We start from the raw sequence: 21,943 nt of genomic DNA, 5'->3' as shown, positions 1-21,943 counted from the left end.
GTATTAAGCGTTATGCGCTTTATTATTATTTTTAAATGTTAATTGCCCGCCCAAGCGATACTTACTACCCGGCGATATAAGTCGTGCAAAGCTAACAATCCCGTTAATCGACCAAGTGCGGCGTATTACTTGTAAGCATGGCTCTTCGTTATATAAGTTAAGCCATTGACACATTTCATTATTTGGCGTTATAGCCTCTACGGTGTGCCTTGCTTGTGTTAAAGGGGCAACCGTTGATAGGTATTCGTGTGGGGTGAGAGCGGTAAAATCTTGTTGTAAATAATCCTTGGCAAGTAACGGGTTTACAAAGCGTTCTTCAACTTGCAAGGGACTGTCGTTTTCGTTATGAATAATGACACTTCTATACACCACACTATCTACCTCAACACCTAAAGCAATAGCAATTGGCGCCACGGCATTGATTGATTCCAACACCTGTACTGTGCAGCTGTAGTTTCCGTTTCGCTCTTTGACTTCATGTGCAATGTTTTTTATTTCCAGTAGTGATGACTGCGACTTAAAGCTTGCGACAAAAGTACCTAGCCCTTGGCTACGGGTTAAAATGCCTGTATCAGTTAGCTCACTTAACGCTCGACGTGCGGTCATTCTGCTTACCGCAAACTGCTTTGCCAGTTCATTTTCTGAGGGCACGCGTTGGTTTTCAAGCCAAAGCCCACTGCGTATTTTGTCCACAATAAACTGTTTTATTTGTGTAAATTTAGGTGTTGGCATAAACGCTTTTGGTGTATTAAAAATAAACAATACTTAATAAGATGGCATAATTACCTTGTATATACAAGATGTGTTGTTAAACTCGTTTGAACATTATCGCGGAGAAACTTATGCAAGCCACAGAATCTACAGAACAGTTAAATGATATCGATTTATTGCTCACAGATGCCAACATTGCGACCATGGATAGCAATATTGATGCGCCTTATGGGGCGATAGAAAATGCGGCGCTAGCTATTAAAAATGGCAAAATAGTGTGGCTAGGTAAGCAAGCTGACGTACCTAATTTTGATGTGTTAGCCACCCCGATATTAAGTGTAAAAGGGCAATGGTTAACCCCAGGCTTAATTGATTGCCATACACATTTAGTGTTTGCCGGTTCTCGTGCGCAAGAGTTTGAGCAGCGTTTGCAGGGCGTGAGCTATCAGCAAATAGCCGCGCAGGGAGGGGGAATAGCAAGTACAGTTAAAGCAACCCGAGAGGCTGACCACGAACAGTTATTTGTAGCAGCAAAAGAGCGTTTAAATGCATTGTTAGCTGAAGGGGTGACGACGGTTGAGATTAAGTCAGGGTATGGGCTTGATATAGACAATGAGAAAAAAATATTGGAGGTGGCTAGGCTGTTAAATCAACATCACCCCATTGAAGTAGTTAACACCTATTTAGGGGCACATGCGCTACCTTTGGAGTTTAAAAACCGCAGTGATGATTACATAGATTTGGTATGCAATGAAATGCTAAGCACGCTTGTTGAAAATGACCTAGTAGATGCCGTTGACGTATTTTGTGAAGACATTGGCTTTAGCTACGCACAAACTCAACGCGTATTTGATGCAGCTAAAAAACAGGGTTTGGCAATCAAGTGTCATGCCGAGCAATTATCAAATCAACACGGTGCAGCGCTGGTAGCACAATACAATGGCCTGTCGGCTGATCATTTAGAATACCTTGATGAAGCAGGCGTTAAAGCTATGGCAAACGCAGGCACTGTGGCGGTATTACTGCCTGGGGCTTTTTATTTTTTAAAAGAAACGAAATACCCACCAATTGAGCTGTTAAATAAATACAAAGTACCCATAGCGATCGCCAGTGACTTTAATCCCGGCACATCACCCTTGTGTTCGTTGCAATTAATGATGAATATGGCCTGCACCTTATTTAATTTCACCCCAGAGCAGGCATTAACTGGCGTAACAGCACATGCGGCTCGTGCTTTAGGTTTTACTGATAGAGGGGTGTTAAAAGTTGGCGCTCGCGCAGATATCGCTCATTGGCAAATTGACCATCCTGCACAATTAAGTTATCAGTTTGGGGTAAATAAACTGTTAAATCTATGGATATTGGGTAAACTTAGTTAGTTTGTATAAAATTAACTCTTAAACCTATGTTTTATTTAATGTCAGTGAGTACGTCAGCTATGGATGGAACGTTATTGAGCTACAGCAATTTAGCTATTTTTTTAAGTGGTGCACTTTTAATGGCAATGGTTGCCACGCTATTAACCGTTAAAAGTAACGTAATGAGACTCAGCTTTTTATGTACTGGGCTCATTGGCTTAGCTATGGTGAGTAGCGCAATACCTTGGCTCGCTATTTTACTAGCGCTAGGTTTTGGTTTTAATTTATATCAAGCGAAGTTACAAAAGCAAAAAAAACCGCTTCTTATCAGTGCCTGTGCAAGCGCATTTCTTGTTTTATTATTAATAGGGTATCTCTTTTTTACGCTGCATTTAGCGTGGTTGCTCATGGCTATTTTACTGCTCTCAGTCAGTGGTTTTTTAGCTGATAATGAGCCTAAAGCTACTGCGCCTTTAAAGCCGCAAACCGAGCCTGAGGTGTATGTTGAAAACTCACCCTTAGCCAGCTTCCCCGATAAACAACAGTTACGTCAAAAATATAATGAGCTTATTGATGAAGGTTCATTCAGAGCCGCACTTATTGTATTAAGGCTAGAGGGGTTTTCGCAGGTAAATCAACATATTGGACGAGATTTTGGTGACTTATTGTTGTCGCAGTCGGCAAATCGAATAAAAGACTTACTAGACAGTGATGAAGTGTTGTTCCTTGCTCCGCACGCTAAATTAGCGCATTTAGGCGGCTTAAATTTTGCGTTTATTTGTGATCTACAAAGCCATAATCATTTACATCAACAGCTTATCAAGCAAATTATTGGCGCTACATTAAAGCCCTTTAACGTGGCAAATTGCACTATTGAAGTAAAGGTAAGAGCCAGTTATGTTCATTGCGATCAACAAAGTACGAACTTTGATGATTTAATTAGTCATGCTTACTTGGCACTTGATAGTCAGCCAAGTAAACAAATAGTGGCTTATCATCAACAAATGACGGTTGAGCATTTAGAGCAACAAGCGCGATTAACAGAGCTTGCGAATATCAGCTTTGCTGATGAGTTTGAGCTGTTTTTTCAACCCGTTATTCGCAACGGCGATGGCCAAATTGAATTTTTAGAATTGTTATTACGTTGGCAACACCCCGCGCAAGGCACCTTATCGGCAAGCCGATTTATCAATGATATTAGAATTGCAGGGCTTGGTTATTCACTGGCTACCTTTGTTATAGAGCGTGCTGGTGAATTAGCCATGGCACTTCGTATGGAAGGGATATCGGTACCTTTGAGTGTTAATTTATTTGGCCCAGAAATGCTCAACGAAGAGTTTGTTGATTTTGTTTATGGGGTTATTGGTGAGCATCAACTCAGGCCTGGTGATTTAATTTTAGAATGTCCGCTTCATGTTTTTACCAGCCTAGATGATAAAGGCAGAGCCATGATTGCAAGGCTTAATAGTTTAGGTTTAAAAGTGTGTGTTGATGGTTTAGGTGATAACCCTGTATTACTTTCTAAGTTACCTAATTTAGCGGTGGAATATATTAAAGTATCGCCTGCATTAACTGCAGACTTTAGTAATCAAAATAATATACGCAGCTTAGTAAGCGGTATGGTAGAAATGCATAATCAGCAACAAACAAAAGTGATTTTTGAAGGTGTTGAAACACTGGACCAACTTAAATTTGTGAAAAGTTTGAAAGCTTATGCCTCACAAGGCTACTACTTCGGACACCCTTTAAGTAGCTTGGGGTTAATGAGTTGGTTTAAACAGTGGTTACAGGCACAAGAAGACTAGGGAAGATTAGATTTTTTGCTTTGTTTGTAGGTAGGTATTTACTAAGGCGCTGATTACTTGACCACATTGTAATTTACCCGCAGCAAGAGAGTGAGGATGTTGCGAGTGTGCTGCTTCGCATAAATGTAAATAAGCACTGTGATGATTACTTGCAGCTAAATAAACATAATGCTCGCCATCGCTAACATCAAAACCGCAATAATTAAATGCGCTTGCAGGCATGTTGGTTAGGCTATCTAAATCAACTTCTATTCCCAACGGTGCGTTATCAAATGCGTTTAGTGCATTGTTAGTTGCCTCCGTTAAACTTATTTCTCGCCTAACATTAATCGCTTGATAGCTGGTGAAACTAAATTTTGCACTTTGCATCGCATTAAAAATTTGTTGATTATTTTTAAGCTCATGTAAGCCAATTACATGGTAACTGTTAAGGTGCTGCTCTTGATAGGCGTAGTGAAACCCATTGCCACTGTGTCTGCCTTCACACTCTCTAAAGTCGGCATGGGGGTCTAAATTAATGGCGTTAATTGCGCTGTTTTTATATTTTGCAAGCGAGCGAATAATACCTAAGCAGTTATTATGTCCGCCACCAATAATGATGGGTTCAAGACCGGCTTTAAAAATCATGCTTAAAATTGCTTCAACCCGCACATCAATCTCAGCGCACAACTGACGTAATTGGTCTAAATCGAGAGGATTTTGGTTATCAAGCGGGTGTGCTTGTTCCATTAAGTCATCGAGGTTTACTTCGCCAAGCAGTAACACTTTTTGCATGGCAATAGCGTGATTGTGAGGTTGGTTTAAAAAGTGTTGTAAAAAAGCGGGCCAAGCATGTTGTGCTCCGCCTTTACCTAAATTGGCTCTAGGTCCAATGTCTTCGCAAACGCCCAGTAAAACAAAGCGCATACCAAACTGTGCAGCATCAGTAAGCGCTTGTTGTATATTAACGTTTGCGTCAAGTAATGCCATTGACTGCCACGCTTTTTGTTCACCAGCACGGTTAGAACAAATGCGCTTGAGCGTGCTTTCGTTATATACTTTAAGGTGTGCTGTCACGCTACAGTTCTATTATTTCTAGCTCTAATTCTTCAGCAGAAAGTACAATACCTGTACTGTCGGCATAAACAAAATCATCATCGAAAAATGATACACCCGCAAAGTTAACGCCTATGCCGCTTTCACCCGCGCCTTCACTGTCAGCTGCAACCGGAATTGATCCAATGGCTTGAATTCCTAAATCCAGTTCTTCAAGTTCATCAACATGGCGCAGTGCACCATATACAATAATACCTTGCCAATTGTTTTCAAGTGCCAGCTCAGCCAGTTCAATATCAATTAAGGCTCTGCGAGTGGAGCCTCCACCATCAATAAGTAAAATCTGATCTGTACCATCTTGAGAAAGCAATTGACGGATCAGTTCATTATTTTCAAAACATTTTACCGTTTTAATGCGGCCACCAAAACTGTGTCGACCACCAAAGTTGATGAACATAGGTTCAAGCACGTCAACCACATCAGCGAAATGGTCACATAAATCAGAAGTGCTGTAATCCATTATTTTATCCTCAAAAGATACATAAGTTAGTGACTTAGTATACCCTCCTTATATTCAATAACAACGACTTAATTGCAGTAAATTTAGCCAGAAATAGAACTAAATCAATAACACGACTCATAATTTTTTAATAAAATTGTCATCTTTATAAATAAATATTTTTAAAGCTATGGACTGAGCGTTTATAAGTGCGAGAGATTTAAGTTCTGATTGGCGAGACTGTTAAAATTAAACAATACTGTGATCAGGCCGATGATTATATTGTCCATTTGTATAAAGGGAGTTTGTTAATGGTTAAATTTTACTGGTAGCCCTTTTTTATGGTTTTTAATGATAGGCATTATTGTTTATTTCATGTAACAAAATTATGTTAATACAAGAAAGCATCACGTTATACTGAACTGGCAAATTTAATATAGGTATTTACAATGAACTTTTTACAGAATCTAACGATTAAACGTCGTTTACAATTTAACGCATTAATCGTTGGCTTAGCCATGATTGTTATGCTGTGCATCATCATTTATGAAGCACGTATTATGCTTAAATTAAATGAAACTATTCAGTACGCTGAAGAGCTAGAAGTGCATGAGCTTTCGATGCGTAAATACGAAAAAGACTTTTTGTTTTACAAAGATGAGTCTAGTTTAGAGCTATTTGCACAAGAATATAAAAAACTACAATTTAAACTAGAAAAGCTATCTGTTTTATCTGCAGATTTAAATATTGCTACGGCTCAGGTCAATCAATTTTCTACGTTAGCCCAACAGTACTATGACGACTTTCAAAATGTTGTAAAACTACAGCGTAAAATCGGGTTGCACCCAAAAGACGCTTTATATGGCGAGCTGCGAGAAGCAGTTCATAAAATAGAAACATTGCTTAGTGAGCATAATAATTACCAATTACTCACCACTATGCTACAGCTACGCCGAGCTGAAAAAGATTTTATGTTACGTTTAGATACCAAGTATTTAGATCGATTTAATAAATTAGCAAGCGAGTTAAAACAACAAGTAAATGCTGCAGAGCTACCTAATAATTTACGCAATCAATTGGTCTCGTTAATGACCAACTACCAAAATAAATTTACTGCATTGGTAGAGGCGCAGGTGGAACTAGGCGTCGATTTAAATTCGGGTGCCCTAGGGAAAATGAGAATAAGTGTTAAGAAAAGTGATGAAGTGGTCACTTTGATCACTAATGCGACTAAAGAGCAAGTAACTGAAACGGCGCAGCAGGCGCAATTATTAGCAATAGTCATTTTTATAATTGCAAGTATCATCGTTATGCTACTTGTGTACTTAACCAGTCGTTCAATTATCCAACCTATAGAAAAAGTTTATCAAGCAATAGGTAAGATCAGACAAAGCAATGACTTAAGCTTGTTTATAGAGCATAAAGGGAAAGATGAAGTAACGAGGATGACCATAGACTTTAATAGTTTAATTAGTGACTTTAAAGATCTCATCTATGAAGTAAATACGGCTCTAACAACGCTTAATATAGCAACAGGGAATCTATCTGAAACAACCTCAGCGACTAGCTCTGGTATGCAAGAGCAATTACATGAAGCGGATATGGTAGCAACCGCTGCTACAGAAATGCAGGCAACGATTCAAGATATTTCACACAATACTGAAGCTGCGGCTAAAAAAGCTGAATCGACCAATGTAAGCGCCCAGCAAGGTCAGGTTGAAGTAGAGTCAACCATTAAGCATATTAATGCCTTATCTGATTCACTTGGTAAAGCTTCCAGCGTGGTGTCTCAGCTAGAAAAAGATGGTGAAACCATAGGTTCTGTACTTGATGTAATTCGTGCGATTGCAGAGCAAACTAATTTACTTGCTTTAAATGCTGCCATTGAAGCGGCGAGAGCGGGTGAACAAGGTCGTGGCTTTGCGGTTGTTGCAGATGAAGTGCGCTCACTTGCACAGCGTACGCAGGAGTCAACCAGCGAAATAGAAGGCATTATTAACACCCTACAACAGCGTACTCAAGAAGTTGTGAGTATCATGCACCAATGTCGTACTCAAGGTGGCGAAAGTGCTACACAAGCAACAAAAGCGGGTGAATTGCTAGGAGCAATCACTGTTGATGTGCAAACGATTATGGAAATGAGTACACATATAGCCACTGCTATTGATGAACAGAGTCAGGTAGCATCAGAGGTTAATAAAAATGTAGTCCGTATTCGAGATATTGCTGAAGGAGCTGCCGCTCACTCACAAACTAATGCGCAAACCAGTGAAGAGGTATCTGAGCAATCAAGGGTGCTTCATCAAGCAATCTCAAAATATAAAGTATAACTTTCCATAGAAAAAAGTGGCTTAATTGCCGCTTTTTTCTTACTAACTAAGCAGAAGCATCCCCACTGGCGCTAAGGTACAAATTTTATTGGTACGCTGTCTTTGTTATTTTCATGTTGTTTAACACGCTCTAAATACGTATCCCATAAGCTTGTTTGTTCAGCTTGTAACTTAGCAAAATATTGCCAGCTGAACAGCCCGCTGTCATGGCCATCGTCAAACTCTAAACGTAACGCGTAATGCCCTACCGGCGTAATGCTTTTAATGCTCACTGTTTGTTTATTAAGTACTAATTTCATAGGCTCAGAGCCATGGCCTTGCACCTCGGCTGAGGGAGAGTGAACCCGTAAAAACTCAGTACTGAAGGTTGCCTCTGAATGATCATCAAAAAACACATCTAAATTTTTACTTACACTATGATAGTGCACTTTAGTTACTTGTTTCATCGTCATCTCACTTACAAAAAAGCCTCCATGCTGGAGGCTTTTAGTATACATTAAACGGCTGTTAAAGAATAAAGCGGCTTAAGTCTTCATCTTCAACCAGCGCACCTAGGTGCTTTTCAACATAGGCAGCGTCAATAACTAAACTTGAACCCGCTTTTTCAGTAGCATCATATGAAATTTCTTCCATTAATCTTTCCATAACAGTATGCAGACGGCGAGCACCGATGTTTTCGGTTTTCTCATTAACCTGCCACGCGGCTTTAGCAATTCGCTCAATTGCATCGTCGCTAAATTCAACAGCGACTTGCTCTGTTTTGAGTAGCTCGCGTTGTTGCTCCGTAAGTGATGCGTGTGGCTCAGTTAAAATGCGTTTAAAGTCATCGGCTGTGAGTGCTTCAAGTTCAACACGAATAGGTAAACGGCCTTGTAACTCAGGGATCATGTCTGATGGTTTAGACATTTGGAATGCGCCTGAGGCAATAAACAACATGTGGTCAGTTTTTACCATGCCGTGCTTGGTATTAACGGTAGAGCCTTCAATAAGCGGAAGTAAATCACGTTGTACACCTTCACGACTTACATCTGGGCCTGAGGCTTCACCACGTTTACAAATTTTATCTATTTCATCAATAAACACAATGCCGTTTTGCTCTACTGCAAAAATGGCCTGTTCTTTTAATTCTTCAGGATTAACCAGTTTACCGGCTTCTTCTTCAGTAAGTAACTTAAACGCTTCTTTAATTTTAAGCTTACGCTTAGTGCGTTTATCACCACCCATGTTTTGAAACATTCCCTGTAACTGGTTGGTCATTTCTTCCATACCAGGAGGAGCCATAATTTCAATATTAGGTTGAGCTTGGGCTAAATCAATATCAATTTCTTTGTCATCTAATTGGCCTTCGCGTAACTTTTTACGAAACGATTGGCGTGTCGATGAATTTTCATCGCGCTGAACTTCACCGTATTGATCTTTCGCTGGAGGCAGTAATACATCTAATATACGTTCTTCAGCCGCTTCTTCAGCGCGATGTTTGAACTTTTTAGTTTGTTGCTCTCGTGTCATTTTAATTGAAACATCAACTAAATCACGGATGATAGTTTCAACTTCTTTACCGACATAACCTACTTCTGTAAATTTAGTGGCTTCAACTTTAATAAAAGGTGCGTTGGCAAGCTTTGCTAAACGACGAGCAATCTCAGTTTTACCTACACCCGTAGGGCCAATCATTAAGATATTTTTTGGCGTTACTTCTGCGCGTAAGTCTTCGTTTAACTGCATACGGCGCCAGCGATTACGAAGGGCAATAGCAACCGCTTTTTTCGCTTTAGCTTGGCCAATAATATGTTGGTCTAGCTCATGAACAATTTCTCTTGGGGTCATATCAGACATAGCGAGTTCCTATTACAATTCTTCGATAGTTTGGAAGTTATTCGTAAATACACAGATGTTGCCAGCAATTGTTAGACTTTTCTCTACAATTTCACGAGCACTTAAGTCGGTGTTTTCTAATAAGGCGGTTGCAGCTGATTGCGCAAAGTTACCGCCGCTGCCAATTGCGATTAGGTCGTTTTCTGGTTGCACCACGTCACCGTTGCCGGTGATAATTAGCGAAGCTGTTTCATCAGCAACAGCAAGTAAAGCTTCAAGTTTACGCAGGGCACGATCGCTACGCCAATCTTTAGCCATTTCTACAGCCGCTTTAGTGAGGTTACCTTGGTGCATTTCTAGTTTGCTTTCAAAACGTTCGAAAAGAGTAAAGGCATCAGCAGTGCCGCCAGCAAACCCAGCGATAACTTTGCCATTATAAAGGCGTCGAACTTTTCGGGCATTGCCCTTCATTACTGTGTTACCAAGAGATACTTGGCCGTCACCACCAATAACAACTTTGTCATCACGGCGTACACTTACGATTGTAGTCATGTTATTCCTCATCATCGCGCTGCAAGGGGCAGCGCGTAAAAAACGATTATGAAGAGGTTATATGGGTGAATGGTTTAAATTCAAGTCCAGCCCCAAATTCCGCAGCCGACAATATTAATTCGTTTAAGTTTGTTCTTGTCACTTTCTGCATGACGCTTGGTTTCATAAGGCCCTAAACGCACTTTGTACCAAATACCATTGCTGCCTGTGGTTTTTTTGATTTCTGAAATTAATCCTGCAAACGCTATTTTAGCTTTTAAGGTTTCAGCTTGCTGATGGGTTCTAAATGAACCACATTGCATGACATAAGGGCCTTTTTGTTCAAGTTCTTTTACTTCAACCTGAATCTCATGCTCTTTAATTTCTTTAATAAATTTAGGTGGCCGCGGTTTAGCTATTTCTACTTGTTTTTCGGGTGTTGGATTTGCTTGCTTTTCAACAAGCTCTGGATCTGCATTGTTTTTAACAAACCAGAGTCCGTATGCAAAACCACCGATTAGTAACAAGGCAATAATGATTAACAAAAACGGGAAGGGTTTTTTAGCCGGCTCTTGTTTAGTATTTTTTCTATTTTTTGGTTTTTTATTAATATAATCGTGCTGTGCCATGGTGTTATATGTGGCCTTACCTAAATCATGTCTGTAGGGTCTACGTCTAAACTCCAGCGAACTTTTTGTGCAAGTTTGCTAGTGCTGAGATAATCAACCATTTGCGCGAGATACTGATGTAGTATGCGTCGATCTTGCGCTTGAATATGTAATTGAAAACGATACATTCCCGCAATTTTTTCTAAAGGCGCGGGGATCGGTCCGAGCAATTGTATACCAGATACCCCATTGACAGGAACCAAATCCGTTAGAAAGTCGACGACTTGCTTTATGTTATGCCCTTGTGCGCGAACAATTGCCATACTCGTAATGGGTGGCAACTGTGCATCACTTCGCTCAGTGAGTGCAAAGCGGGCAAAATCTTGATAGCCATTATTAACTAAGTCTTGTAATAGCGGGTGCTCAGGAAAGTGCGTTTGTAATAATACTTCACCGGGTTCGCCAGAACGTCCCGCGCGTCCTGCAACTTGAGTTACTAATTGTGCTAAATGCTCAGTAGCCCTAAAGTCACACGAATACAAACCACTATCGACATCTAAAATAAGTACTAGGCTAACATCAGCAAAATGGTGACCTTTTGCCAGCATTTGCGTACCAACTAAAATACGTGCGCCGCCTTGGTTTATTTCATCCAGTGCTTTTTCAAGGCTACCTTTACGCCGAGTTGAGTCACGGTCGATACGGCTGATCGGGGTGTCTGCAAATTCACTACTTAAAAACTCTTCTATTTGCTCGGTGCCTTTGCCGTTAGGAAAGATTTGCGTACTACCACAGTCAGGGCATTGATGCGGTACATGATATTGATCGCCACAATGGTGGCAAATCATTTGGCCTATTGCCTTATGAAAAGTCGCACTGGTGCTGCAGCGGTTACATTCACTCAACCAACCACATTCATGACAAATCAAGGTAGGAGAAAACCCACGGCGATTTAAAAATACCATCACCTGCTTTCCTCTATTTAGGTGCTGGCGCATTATTGCAAGACTGGCATGCGCAATACCGGCTCGATCAGGCTGACCTTTCATGTCGAGCAGCTTAAACTGATTATCGGTGGCGGTTTGTGCGCGCTCACTTAATGTAAGCAACTGGTATTTGTTATTAATAGCTTTATGCAGTGTTTCTAATGCCGGCGTGGCGCTACCCAAAATAAGTGGAATTTGATGCTGATAGGCACGATACGCAGCTAAATCACGGGCATGATAGCGTAAAGTGTCTTGTTGTTTAAATGAGGCATCATGCTCCTCATCAACCACAATCATCCCAAGCTTTAAAAATGGCAGAAAAATACTCGAACGGGTACCTATAACAATGGCGCAACTGCCTTTTTCACAAAAGCGCCATGTTTGTAGACGTTCGTTATCGGTTAATGCCGAGTGCCATAACATAATAGGGGTGTCAGGAAAGCGACGTCTAAAACGATTGACCGTTTGAGGCGTTAGTCCTATTTCAGGAACGAGCACTAACGCCTGTTCGCCACGTTTTAATACTTCTTCTAGGCATTGCAGGTAAACTTCGGTTTTTCCGCTGCCAGTGACACCTTCTAGCAAAAAGCTATTAAACCCCGTACTTTGATTAATTGCAGTGCAGGCAATGGCTTGCTCTTTATTCAAACGAGGCTTGCTGCCAACCGTTGGCGAGGTATGTTGCCATTGATTGTCGTGCTCAATGGTTTGAATTATTAGCTCTTTATCTAAAAGGGTATCAATGGTTTTTTTATTAAACCCGAGGGCTTTGAGTTCGGTTAATGATGATTTACCGGATGCTGATAATTGCTTAAGCAAATTAAGCTGTGTTTTAGCTTTTAAAGACGGTAAAAGTGCCCCCTTTTCGCTTAATGTCACCATGTTTATACTGGTTTTATCAGGGCACTCACCTTGGCGCAGTGCACTGGGCAATGCAATATGAATAGTTTCACCGAGTGGATAGCAATAATAACGCGCTGTAAATTTCAGTAGCTCTAAATGCTGCGCAGATAATACCGGTGAGTCGTCAATAACTTCAATAATAGATTTTATTTTGCCTTCGGGGACTGCTGTTTCCGTTTTTAAGCTAAGAATAACCGCTACTTTACGTTGATTACCAAAAGGGACTAACACGCGCATACCGGGCTGTAATTGAGTCAGCGGTACTAATTGCTCATCCACTTTATAATCAAAGGTGCGAGGCAAGGGGACTTTTATTGCAACTTCAGCAAAACGCATAACAACTCAACCAATTAACGTAATGGTTTAATGTACTAAAAATAGCATTAAAAGCCTACCGACAAATCAGTAATGAATAGGTGTTTGCCGACTTTTTAGCAAAAAGGGTAATTAAAGCTTGTGTGCGTGCGGGTTGTTGGATAAAATTCGCGGCCAATAAATTTGTTTTAACGACGTATGGTGCCAGACTTCGGGTTTGGAGAGCGATGCGGCCTTAACTAGAGGTTCCTATGAAAGAAGGTATTCACCCTAAGTACGAAGTAATTTCTGCAACTTGTTCATGCGGAAACAAATTCGAAACTCGTTCTACTCTGTGTAAAGACATTCACTTAGACGTATGTTCTGCGTGTCACCCGTTTTACACTGGTAAGCAAAAGATTTTAGACACTGGCGGCCGTGTTGATCGCTTCAACAAGCGCTTCGGTGCACTTAGCAGCAAAAAATAATTTTTTGTTTCTATGTAAAAAAAGCACCTTAGGGTGCTTTTTTTGTGGCCAAAATTTACTTTCCTACCTGCTTTCTTAGCAATTTTGTATTTATTTTTTTTGCATAACTATTTCCTGTTCTTATTCTGAGTATGCATAAACATTTGCAGACAAAACAGCCAATATTCTCTATATTTTTATTTGTTAAACTTTAAAGATGGTACTCAAATGCAGGTAACGTGAGGTTATTTGTGTTTAAAGTTAAATAAAATTCGGTATTTCACTATTTTAATTTAAGACTAAAAAATACGCTTTATAAAAATAGAACAAGGGCAAAAAGTACCTGTGTTTTTCATTTTTATGACGAATTTATATTTTAAAAATGTCAGGATAATCTAGGGAAGTTGCTGATAAATCACTTAAAATTAACAGTTCTAGCATATAACAGGATAGACCTGATATTGCTTGGAATTTAAAAATAATAAAGGTATCGTAGATTAAAACTACCTCTCACTTTAACTTAAATTGCAGGATATAATCGCGTTATGTCAGATTTTCGTGAACAAGCACTACATTACCATGCCCATCCCGTTCCAGGTAAAATCAGTATTGAGCTGACCAAGCCCGCTGAGACGGTTAAAGACCTCGCGCTCGCATACAGCCCCGGTGTCGCAGAACCTGTTCGTGAAATTGCCGCTGATCCAGCAAATGCCTACAAATATACTGGTAAAGGAAATATGGTTGCGGTTATTACTAACGGCACCGCAATTTTAGGCTTAGGTAATTTAGGTCCACTCGCTTCAAAACCCGTTATGGAAGGTAAAGCGCTACTATTTAAGCGTTTTGCAGGGTTAGACTCTATAGATATTGAAGTTAAGCACCGTACTACCGAAGACTTTATTAACACAGTGGCTAATATTGCCGACACCTTTGGTGGAATTAATTTAGAAGATATTAAAGCGCCCGAATGTTTTGAAATAGAAAAAGCGCTTATAGAGCGTTGTAGCATTCCTGTTTTTCATGATGATCAGCATGGTACGGCTATTGTAACGGCTGCGGGTATGCTAAACGCGCTGGAAGTACAGGGCAAAGCAATTGAAGATGCAATTATTGTATGTTTAGGTGCCGGCGCTGCAGCTGTTGCTTGTATGGAGCTTTTAATTAAATGTGGCGCGTTGCGTGAACATATTTATATGTTAGATCGCAAAGGAGTTATTCATACGCGTCGTGATGACTTGAATGAATATAAGCAATTATTTGCAAACAATACCGATAAACGTACTTTACAAGATGTAATTGAAGATGCCGATGTGTTTGTGGGTGTATCGGGCCCTAATTTATTAGCCCCTGAAGATTTAAAATTAATGGCTGATAGACCCGTGGTATTTGCTTGTTCAAACCCCGATCCTGAAATCGATCCGCAATTAGCACACGCCGCACGTAACGATTTAATTATGGCTACAGGTCGCTCTGATTATCCGAATCAAGTTAATAACGTATTGTGTTTTCCGTTTATTTTCCGTGGTGCGTTAGATGTACGTGCCAGTGAAATAAACGACGAGATGAAAATTGCTGCTGTAGAAGCAATCCGCAGTATTGCTAAAGAGCCCGTACCGGCTGAAGTGCTTACTGCCGCAGGCATCGACAAATTAGAGTTTGGTGCTAAATATATTATACCAAAACCAATGGATCCACGTTTGTTACCACGTATAGCTAAAGCGGTTGCGCAGGCGGCGGTAGACTCTGGCGTTGCACAAATTGATATGCCAGAAAACTACATGGCGTAATTGTTAAGTGTAAATTAGCGCAAAAAAAACCTCAGCATTTGCTGAGGTTTTTTTGTATAAAGACCCTTCTAGTCTTCATTTAAAATAGGCACTTCTAGTCCCATTTCTTGCATTATTTTCTTCACTTCTTCAGGTACTTTTTCTGCGTTATCTTTACGCAAATCATCATCATTAGGCAGCGGTTGCCCGGTAAACGCATGCAAAAACGCTTCGCATAAAAGCTCGCTATTTGTTGCATGACGTAAGTTGTTTATTTGACGACGAGTACGTTCATCAGTTAATACTTTTAATACATTTAGCGGGATCGAAACGGTGATCTTCTTTACTTGTTCGGATTTTTTCCCGTGTTCTGCGTATGGGTGAATATATTCACCATTCCATTTAGCCATAAGATGTATCGTTGCCTCAGATTATAAATTGCTCACACAGCATCAAAGCGTGTAAATATGCGTGAAATTCTATCGGTTTAAAAAAGATAGTCAAATACTAGTTATTTAGCTATCTAGACATTTAAATGTTTTGACATCTTAAATTGCATGCGCTACCTTTTAGACGTCTAAACATCCAAATTAGTAAAGGTAGCGAAAATGAGTGAAAAAAATAAGGCAACAATTGCTGTTCGTAGTGGAATAGAAGCCGACAAACAGCATGGTGCGGTTGTTCCACCGCTTTATTTATCAACAACTTACTCATTTGCTGACTTTGATACAAAGCGTCAATATGATTATGGCCGCAGTGGTAACCCTAATCGTGACATTTTGGCTGAGGCGCTCACGGAGCTTGAAGGTGGCGCTAAAGGCATTATTACCGCAACAGGCATGGCAGCCGTTCACCTAACAACACAATTACTTAATAGTGACGATACGTTAGTGATCCCTCATGACTGTTATGGGGGCAGCTATCGCTTATTTACTTCGCTAGAAAAGCGCGGCTTATTAAAACTAGAAGTGGTCGATTTTACCAAAAGCGACAGTTTGACACGCATCCTTGCTATTAAACCTAAGCTGATTTGGATTGAAACACCTAGCAATCCTATTTTACGCTTAACAGATATTAAAGCGGTAACTGATACAGCTAAACAGTGTGGTGCACTGGTTGCCGCCGACAACACATTTTTATCGCCAGCATTACAAAACCCGATTAAGTTTGGCGCTGATATTGTGGTGCACTCAACCACAAAATATATCAATGGCCATTCAGACGTTGTTGGTGGCGCGGTTATCGCAGCGACTGCTGAGTTAGGTGAAGAGTTAGCGTGGTGGGCAAATAACATTGGCATCACCGGCGCGCCATTTGATAGCTATTTAACGCTCAGAGGCTTACGTACGTTAAACGTGCGTTTAAGGCAACACCAAGAAAATGCACTCGCCATTGCACAGTATTTAGAACGCTCCCAGTTTGTTGCCCAAGTTTACTACCCAGGTCTTGAATCACACCCTCAACATGCGCTAGCTAAGGCGCAGCAGCTTGGCTTTGGTGCTATGGTTAGCTTTGATATAAAAGGCGATATAAACGATGCTGCAGCGTTTTTAACGCGCTTAAATGAATTTAGCTTAGCGGAATCATTAGGTGGAGTAGAAAGTTTGATTTGTCACCCTGCGACTATGACCCACGCCGGCATGGACGCAACCGCGCGTGCAGAAGCCGGAGTAGGCGACACGCTTATTCGTATCTCGGTGGGTATTGAAGATGTAAATGATTTACTCGCTGACTTAGACAGGGTATTTAATTTGGTGCGCCCAGGGCAAGCCAATCCCGGCCTATCGGCAAAAAGTGGTGCTAGTGAATCATTTGGTTCAGTAAAGTTAAACGCGGCGCATCCGGCGTTATGGTAGTGCATACCAATCTTCAAAATACAAAACATAAATGCGAGTCGGTATTAATATGGTAAATCAGGTTCATAAATTTGGTGGTTCGAGTTTAAGCTCAGCGGATCGCTTTAAAAGTGTCGCAAATATTATTTTAACTCACGCTCAAGCTGGGGATTGTGTGGTGGTATCGGCTGCCGGTAAAACCACCGATACCTTAGTTAAACTGTGGCAAAGCTACCAACAGCAAGACACTCAAGCTATTGCTGATATTGTATTGCTATTGAGCAACCATCAAATAGCTCTAATTGAGCAATTATTAATAGCTAACGCTAAGCACCATGCGCTTGATTTACTTGAAACTGAGCTCAGTATTATTACCAAGCAGGCTAAGCAAGGGACATTAGCTGAAGCTGCGTTATTAGCACATGGTGAATTGTGGTCTGCAAGGTTACTAAGCGCTTACTTAGAACAGCTTAACGTTAGCGCTTGTGCCCATGACGCTAGGCAGTTATTTACGTTAGATACCGGACAGCTGCAGCATGCTAATAATCAGCAGCAGTGCTTAAAAGCCATACAGACGAGTAAAATTAATGTAGTTACGGGGTTTATTGCGGCTGATTTACATGGTGAAACAGTGACCTTAGGGCGAAATGGCAGTGATTACAGTGCCACTTTATTAGCGCGGTATTGCAATGCTAAAAAAGTCTCTATTTGGACTGACACTCAAGGTGTTTTTAGTACTGATCCGCGTAAGGTTGCTAATGCGGTTAAGTATGCGCGAGTGTGCCGTGATCAAGCGAATTTATTAGCGAGGTTAGGTAATCCAGTATTACACGCTAAAACATTATCGCCATTAAAAGATACCGATATAGAATTAGTTGTTCGCAGTAGTTACGATCCTCAAGGCAGTCATACCGAAATAGTTAAACTAGGAATGAGTAAACAAAAACGCTTTTTAACCACAGTAAATAATGTGGATTTACTCATTGTTGATGATCTGAGTGAAGGCGAAGTAGCACATGTTAGCCAACTTATTCAGCATAGTTTGCATCACTTTGAACACGAAGGCGAAATCTACTTACTAGTCCCTGCGTCAGCGACACATCAGGTGGCTAATTATTTTGCTGGCCGCGCCAATATTAGTGAGTCAAACTTAAATGGGGTGGCGATTATTGCACCTGATCAAGAGGTAGCGCCGCTTGGTAAGCAAAGTGAAGCCTTATTACAAACACAATCTATCCAGCCTCGGTTTACCCATTACGGTGAGGGATATACGTTACTATTAACCGATCAAGTACTTGAAAGTGATGTGCTGAGCCTATTACATGACAAGCTCATTAATAAAGCACAAGAAATAGCTTTAATTATTGCAGGACTTGGTAATGTAGGTGCTGAGTTTATGCGCCAATTACCTGCTCAACTAGCACGCTTATCAACTGATTTTAACGTCAAGTTAGTAGCGCTTTTACGCTCAGAGCAGATGCTGGTGAATGCTAATGGATTAGACTGTGAAAGCTGGCAACTTCAATGGGAAAACCATGCAAGCTCCTATAAACAAGCCGATTTATTGTCATACATAGATACTCTTGAGTATGAACACAAAATAGTGATCGACATTACCGCCAGTGAACATTTTAGTCAGCTTTATAGTAAGTTAGTTGAATTAAACTGCCATCTAATTAGTGCTAATAAATACGCGGGAACCGCATCGCTTTCGTGGTATCAAACACTACGTGAAAGCCTTGCTCAACGTGGCTTGCATTGGCGTTATAATGCAAGTGTAGGGGCCGGACTACCGATTAATTTTGCCTTGGCTGATTTACAAAATAGTGGCGATAAAATAACGCGAATAGAAGGCGTTTTTTCAGGCACGCTGTCATGGTTATGCAGTATGTATGATGGCAGTAAAGCGTTTTCAGATTTAGTTCTAGAAGCGCAAGCTTTGGGGTTCACAGAGCCTGATCCTCGAGAAGACTTATCTGGACGAGATATGCAACGTAAGTTGCTTATTTTAGCGCGTGAATTAGGTATTGAATTGGAACTTGATGACATTTCTTTATCCGCTTTGATGCCCGATGAGTTAAGTGCAGGCAGCTGGAATAACTTTATTGATAATAAGGCTCGTTTAGATGCATTTATTGAGCAGCATGCGCAAGCGGCTCAGCAACAAAATGCTGCACTGTGCTACACCGGGTTATTAGAGTTTGAAAACAACACGTTAAACGCTAAGGTAGGGATTACCTATGTACCAAAAAGCGAAGCGGTTGCGAATTTGACCCCTGGCGATAATATTTTTGTGATTAATACCCAGTGGTATAACCAAAACGCATTAGTGATACAAGGCCCCGGTGCGGGTAAAGAAGTGACTGCTGCTGGCGTTCACTCTGACTTATACTGGTTGGTACAAAATATTAGTTAGACCATCAAAAAGGCCGCTAATTTGCGGCCTTTTTACTGTTCGCTATATTTAAAATAGCTCTTCTTCAGTTTTAGTGTTTTCTTCAAATATATCATTTGGTTGTGATAACACATACTTGGTAGGAGCGGTGCCTTTTTCAAAGTATTCAAAACGGCTGGTGTAATCGTTTTTATGACTTAATAATCCGGTTTCTAAATCAATACGAATAGAAACTAAGCCTTCAGGTGGTTCGATGGGCGCAGCAGGTTTGCCATCCAGTGCGGCGCGCATAAAATCAACCCATGCAGGCTGAGCTGTTTTTGCGCCTGATTCAGCACCTGATATTTGACCACTTCCTAAGTTGTTATTGTAGGTTGAGCGTCCCAGTGTATTACCTGGGTTATCAAAGCCAACCCAAACTGATGTCATCACATCGCGGTTAAAGCCACTAAACCAAGTATCTACAGAATCATTTGTCGTGCCTGTTTTACCAGAAAGATCGCGACGTTTTAGCGCTTGTGCACGCCAGCCTGTTCCACTCCAACCGGTTTTATGTGACCAGCTACCGCCACCCCAAATAGCACTATTCATTGCGCTGGCAATTAAAAATGCATTTTGTTTAGAGATGATCTGCGGCGCACAATTTGGTGCTACTTGCTCACCTAGCATTAGCGAGCTAGGTGTTGTCGTTTCATCATCACAAATAATGGTGGGATTGGTTTTAAATAACGTATTACCCATTGCATCTTGGATTTGTGAAATAAAGTACGGCTCAATTAGGTGACCGCCATTAGCAAAAGCACTCATCCCGCGTGCTAATTCAAGCGGCGTAATGGATGCACTGCCTAATGCCAGTGACTCACTACGATTTATATCTTTATCGTCAAAACCAAATTTTAATAAATGATCGGCTGTTCTTTGCAGTCCAACGCCCCTTAATAAACGTACGGAAATTACATTCTTAGATTGGGCTAAAGCACGACGAATGCGAATTGGGCCATTATAAATAGCTGGGCTGTTTTTTGGTCGCCATGCAACGCCTTGGCTCTTATCCCATTGATTTATAGGAGCATCATTTAAAATTGACGCTAGTGTGTAGCCTTTTTCAAGCGCAGCTGAATATATAAACGGCTTAATATTTGAGCCTACTTGGCGTTTAGCTTGTACAGCTCGGTTATATTGGCTTTGTTCAAAACTATATCCACCAACAATGGCTTTTATGCGCCCGTCTTGTGGGTCTAAAGAAACAATGGCGCTCGCCGCTTCAGGTATTTGACTTAAAATATAGCTATTATCGTCATTTTTGCGCAGCCATATTTGCATGCCTGGAGTTAATATATCGCTTGCTGTTTCAGGCGCAAAGCTTTGGCGATAGCGTGTAATAAACTTACGTGCCCATTTTAGGTTATCCCAAGTAAGGGTTGTGCGCTCGCCGCTTTTAAGTATAACTTCAGCGCTTTTATCGCTCACGCTTAACACCGCAGCCGTTTTTAAAGGGCCAAATTCATTAACAGCTTTTAAAGTATTTAATAATTTCGACTGCGTTAATGGCGGCTCTGTTTGCGGATCCCACAATATGGCTTCAGGGCCTCTAAAACCATGGCGCATATCGTAGGCATGCAGGTTATTAACTAGAGCTGTTTGTGCTGCTTTTTGAACATCTGATTCAACAGAAGTGTACACTTTAAACCCTGAGTTATAGGCTTTATCTATACCGTAGCGTGACACCATTTCTGCTCGTACCATTTCTGAAATGTACGGCGCGTATAAGTCAATTTCAGCTCCATGAAAATACGCGGTAATTGGTTGGTTAGTGGCTTCATTATACTGCGCTCTTGAAATATACTTCTCTTCAAGCATTCTTCCTAACACCACATTTCTTCTTGCTTTAGCACGTTCTGGATTACGAATAGGATTAAGTGCCGAAGGAGCTTTTGGTAAACCAGCAATCATTGCCATTTGCGCAAGAGTTAACTCTTTTAGTTCTTTACCATAATAAACTTGAGCCGCAGCACCAATACCAAAGGCACGATTTCCTAATTCTATTTTATTTAGGTAAAGCTCAAATATTTCATCTTTTGAGAGGAGGTTTTCGATATGAATGGCAATAAATATTTCTTTTACTTTACGAATGTAGGCTTTTTCTCGTGTTAAAAAGAAGTTACGAGCTAATTGCATGGTAATAGTACTGGCACCTTGCTTTTTCTCACCAGTAGAAATAAGTACTAGCGCTGAGCGCACAATACCAATTGGATCAATACCGATATGATCGTAAAAGCGGTTATCTTCAGTTGCCAAAAAAGCCTGCAATAAAGGCTGGGGAATTTGGTCTATAGTTACAGGGATCCGTCTTTTTTCACCAAATTGGTTGATTAAAAGCCCATCTTTAGTAAATACTTGCATAGGCGTTTGTAATTGCACGTTTTTTAAAACTTGCACGCTGGGAATATCGGATTTAACGTAGTAATAAAGGCTGAGCAATGTAATTAGTGCAAGTAATACACAAATGATCAAAAATTGTAAAGTTCTTTTTAATAAAATCACTGATATTTCCCTAAACGGACTCCCAATTACAGGTTGAGACTGCTAGTATATATTGATTAAA

General features: G+C 40.7%; 17 protein-coding genes. 7 read left to right on the top strand and 10 right to left on the bottom strand.

Going from position 1 to position 21,943, the window contains the following annotated elements:
* Positions 1-3 precede the first annotated feature (3 nt).
* The gene (gene hutC / locus QL986_RS07815; RefSeq protein ID WP_290191446.1) at positions 4-732 is read right to left on the bottom strand and encodes a histidine utilization repressor; all 729 of its coding nucleotides are present in this window, start codon (positions 730-732) and stop codon (positions 4-6) included.
* Positions 733-842: 110 nt separating this feature from the next.
* Between hutC and hutI the strand changes: the two genes are divergently transcribed.
* Positions 843-2,090 (top strand): imidazolonepropionase, encoded by a 1,248-nt coding sequence (gene hutI, locus QL986_RS07810; RefSeq protein WP_290191445.1) that lies wholly within the window; start codon positions 843-845, stop codon positions 2,088-2,090.
* A 59-nt stretch (positions 2,091-2,149) separates the two neighbouring features.
* Complete coding sequence (locus tag QL986_RS07805; RefSeq protein WP_290191449.1) at positions 2,150-3,874, top strand: GGDEF domain-containing phosphodiesterase; 1,725 nt, start codon at positions 2,150-2,152, stop codon at positions 3,872-3,874.
* 6 nt (positions 3,875-3,880) lie between these two features.
* Here the strand turns inward: QL986_RS07805 and QL986_RS07800 are convergent, their stop codons facing one another.
* Positions 3,881-4,930 carry a formimidoylglutamase gene (locus QL986_RS07800; protein ID WP_290191444.1) on the bottom strand — a complete coding sequence of 350 codons (1,050 nt, stop codon included), beginning with the start codon at positions 4,928-4,930 and terminating at the stop codon, positions 3,881-3,883.
* A gap of 1 nt (position 4,931) precedes the next feature.
* Positions 4,932-5,429 carry a ribonuclease E activity regulator RraA gene (rraA, locus tag QL986_RS07795; protein WP_008115004.1) on the bottom strand — a complete coding sequence of 166 codons (498 nt, stop codon included), beginning with the start codon at positions 5,427-5,429 and terminating at the stop codon, positions 4,932-4,934.
* A gap of 428 nt (positions 5,430-5,857) precedes the next feature.
* On the opposite strand from rraA, the gene QL986_RS07790 reads away from it, so the two are divergent.
* A complete protein-coding gene (locus tag QL986_RS07790) occupies positions 5,858-7,738 on the top strand; it encodes a methyl-accepting chemotaxis protein (protein ID WP_290191443.1) in 1,881 nt (626 codons plus the stop codon).
* A gap of 71 nt (positions 7,739-7,809) precedes the next feature.
* Here the strand turns inward: QL986_RS07790 and QL986_RS07785 are convergent, their stop codons facing one another.
* From QL986_RS07785 to priA, 5 genes are all read right to left on the bottom strand, one after another.
* The gene (locus QL986_RS07785; protein ID WP_290191442.1) at positions 7,810-8,184 is read right to left on the bottom strand and encodes a gamma-butyrobetaine hydroxylase-like domain-containing protein; all 375 of its coding nucleotides are present in this window, start codon (positions 8,182-8,184) and stop codon (positions 7,810-7,812) included.
* Between the two features lie 61 nt (positions 8,185-8,245).
* Complete coding sequence (gene hslU / locus QL986_RS07780) at positions 8,246-9,574, bottom strand: HslU--HslV peptidase ATPase subunit (protein WP_290191441.1); 1,329 nt, start codon at positions 9,572-9,574, stop codon at positions 8,246-8,248.
* A 12-nt stretch (positions 9,575-9,586) separates the two neighbouring features.
* Positions 9,587-10,105 carry an ATP-dependent protease subunit HslV gene (gene hslV / locus QL986_RS07775; protein ID WP_008115012.1) on the bottom strand — a complete coding sequence of 173 codons (519 nt, stop codon included), beginning with the start codon at positions 10,103-10,105 and terminating at the stop codon, positions 9,587-9,589.
* An 80-nt stretch (positions 10,106-10,185) separates the two neighbouring features.
* Positions 10,186-10,713: an SPOR domain-containing protein gene (locus QL986_RS07770; RefSeq protein ID WP_008115014.1), complete on the bottom strand. Its 528-nt coding sequence runs from the start codon at positions 10,711-10,713 to the stop codon at positions 10,186-10,188.
* A gap of 20 nt (positions 10,714-10,733) precedes the next feature.
* Positions 10,734-12,917, bottom strand: coding sequence for a primosomal protein N' (priA, locus tag QL986_RS07765; protein WP_016899302.1), 2,184 nt, complete (start codon positions 12,915-12,917; stop codon positions 10,734-10,736).
* A gap of 230 nt (positions 12,918-13,147) precedes the next feature.
* On the opposite strand from priA, the gene rpmE reads away from it, so the two are divergent.
* Together rpmE and QL986_RS07755 are read left to right on the top strand one after the other, a co-directional pair.
* A complete protein-coding gene (rpmE, locus tag QL986_RS07760; RefSeq protein WP_008115018.1) occupies positions 13,148-13,363 on the top strand; it encodes a 50S ribosomal protein L31 in 216 nt (71 codons plus the stop codon).
* Positions 13,364-13,887: 524 nt separating this feature from the next.
* On the top strand, positions 13,888-15,129 hold the full coding sequence (locus QL986_RS07755) for a malic enzyme-like NAD(P)-binding protein (protein WP_016899301.1): 1,242 nt from the start codon (positions 13,888-13,890) through the stop codon (positions 15,127-15,129).
* A gap of 68 nt (positions 15,130-15,197) precedes the next feature.
* Here QL986_RS07755 and metJ read toward each other — a convergent pair whose 3' ends face one another.
* The gene (gene metJ, locus QL986_RS07750) at positions 15,198-15,518 is read right to left on the bottom strand and encodes a met regulon transcriptional regulator MetJ (protein ID WP_008115021.1); all 321 of its coding nucleotides are present in this window, start codon (positions 15,516-15,518) and stop codon (positions 15,198-15,200) included.
* A 198-nt stretch (positions 15,519-15,716) separates the two neighbouring features.
* Here metJ and metB point away from each other — a divergent pair, with 198 nt between their 5' ends.
* Complete coding sequence (gene metB / locus QL986_RS07745) at positions 15,717-16,964, top strand: cystathionine gamma-synthase (RefSeq protein ID WP_290191440.1); 1,248 nt, start codon at positions 15,717-15,719, stop codon at positions 16,962-16,964.
* 49 nt (positions 16,965-17,013) lie between these two features.
* Positions 17,014-19,359: a bifunctional aspartate kinase/homoserine dehydrogenase II gene (gene metL, locus QL986_RS07740; RefSeq protein WP_290191439.1), complete on the top strand. Its 2,346-nt coding sequence runs from the start codon at positions 17,014-17,016 to the stop codon at positions 19,357-19,359.
* Between the two features lie 48 nt (positions 19,360-19,407).
* On the opposite strand, the gene QL986_RS07735 is transcribed toward metL, so the two are convergent.
* Positions 19,408-21,882 (bottom strand): PBP1A family penicillin-binding protein, encoded by a 2,475-nt coding sequence (locus QL986_RS07735; protein WP_290191438.1) that lies wholly within the window; start codon positions 21,880-21,882, stop codon positions 19,408-19,410.
* Positions 21,883-21,943 lie beyond the last annotated feature (61 nt).

Source organism: Pseudoalteromonas sp. APC 3250 (assembly GCF_030407915.1).
Taxonomy (GTDB): Bacteria; Pseudomonadota; Gammaproteobacteria; order Enterobacterales; family Alteromonadaceae; genus Pseudoalteromonas; species Pseudoalteromonas tetraodonis.
Note: the sequence above shows the minus strand (reverse complement) of the source record. Positions and strands in the feature narration are given on the sequence as shown.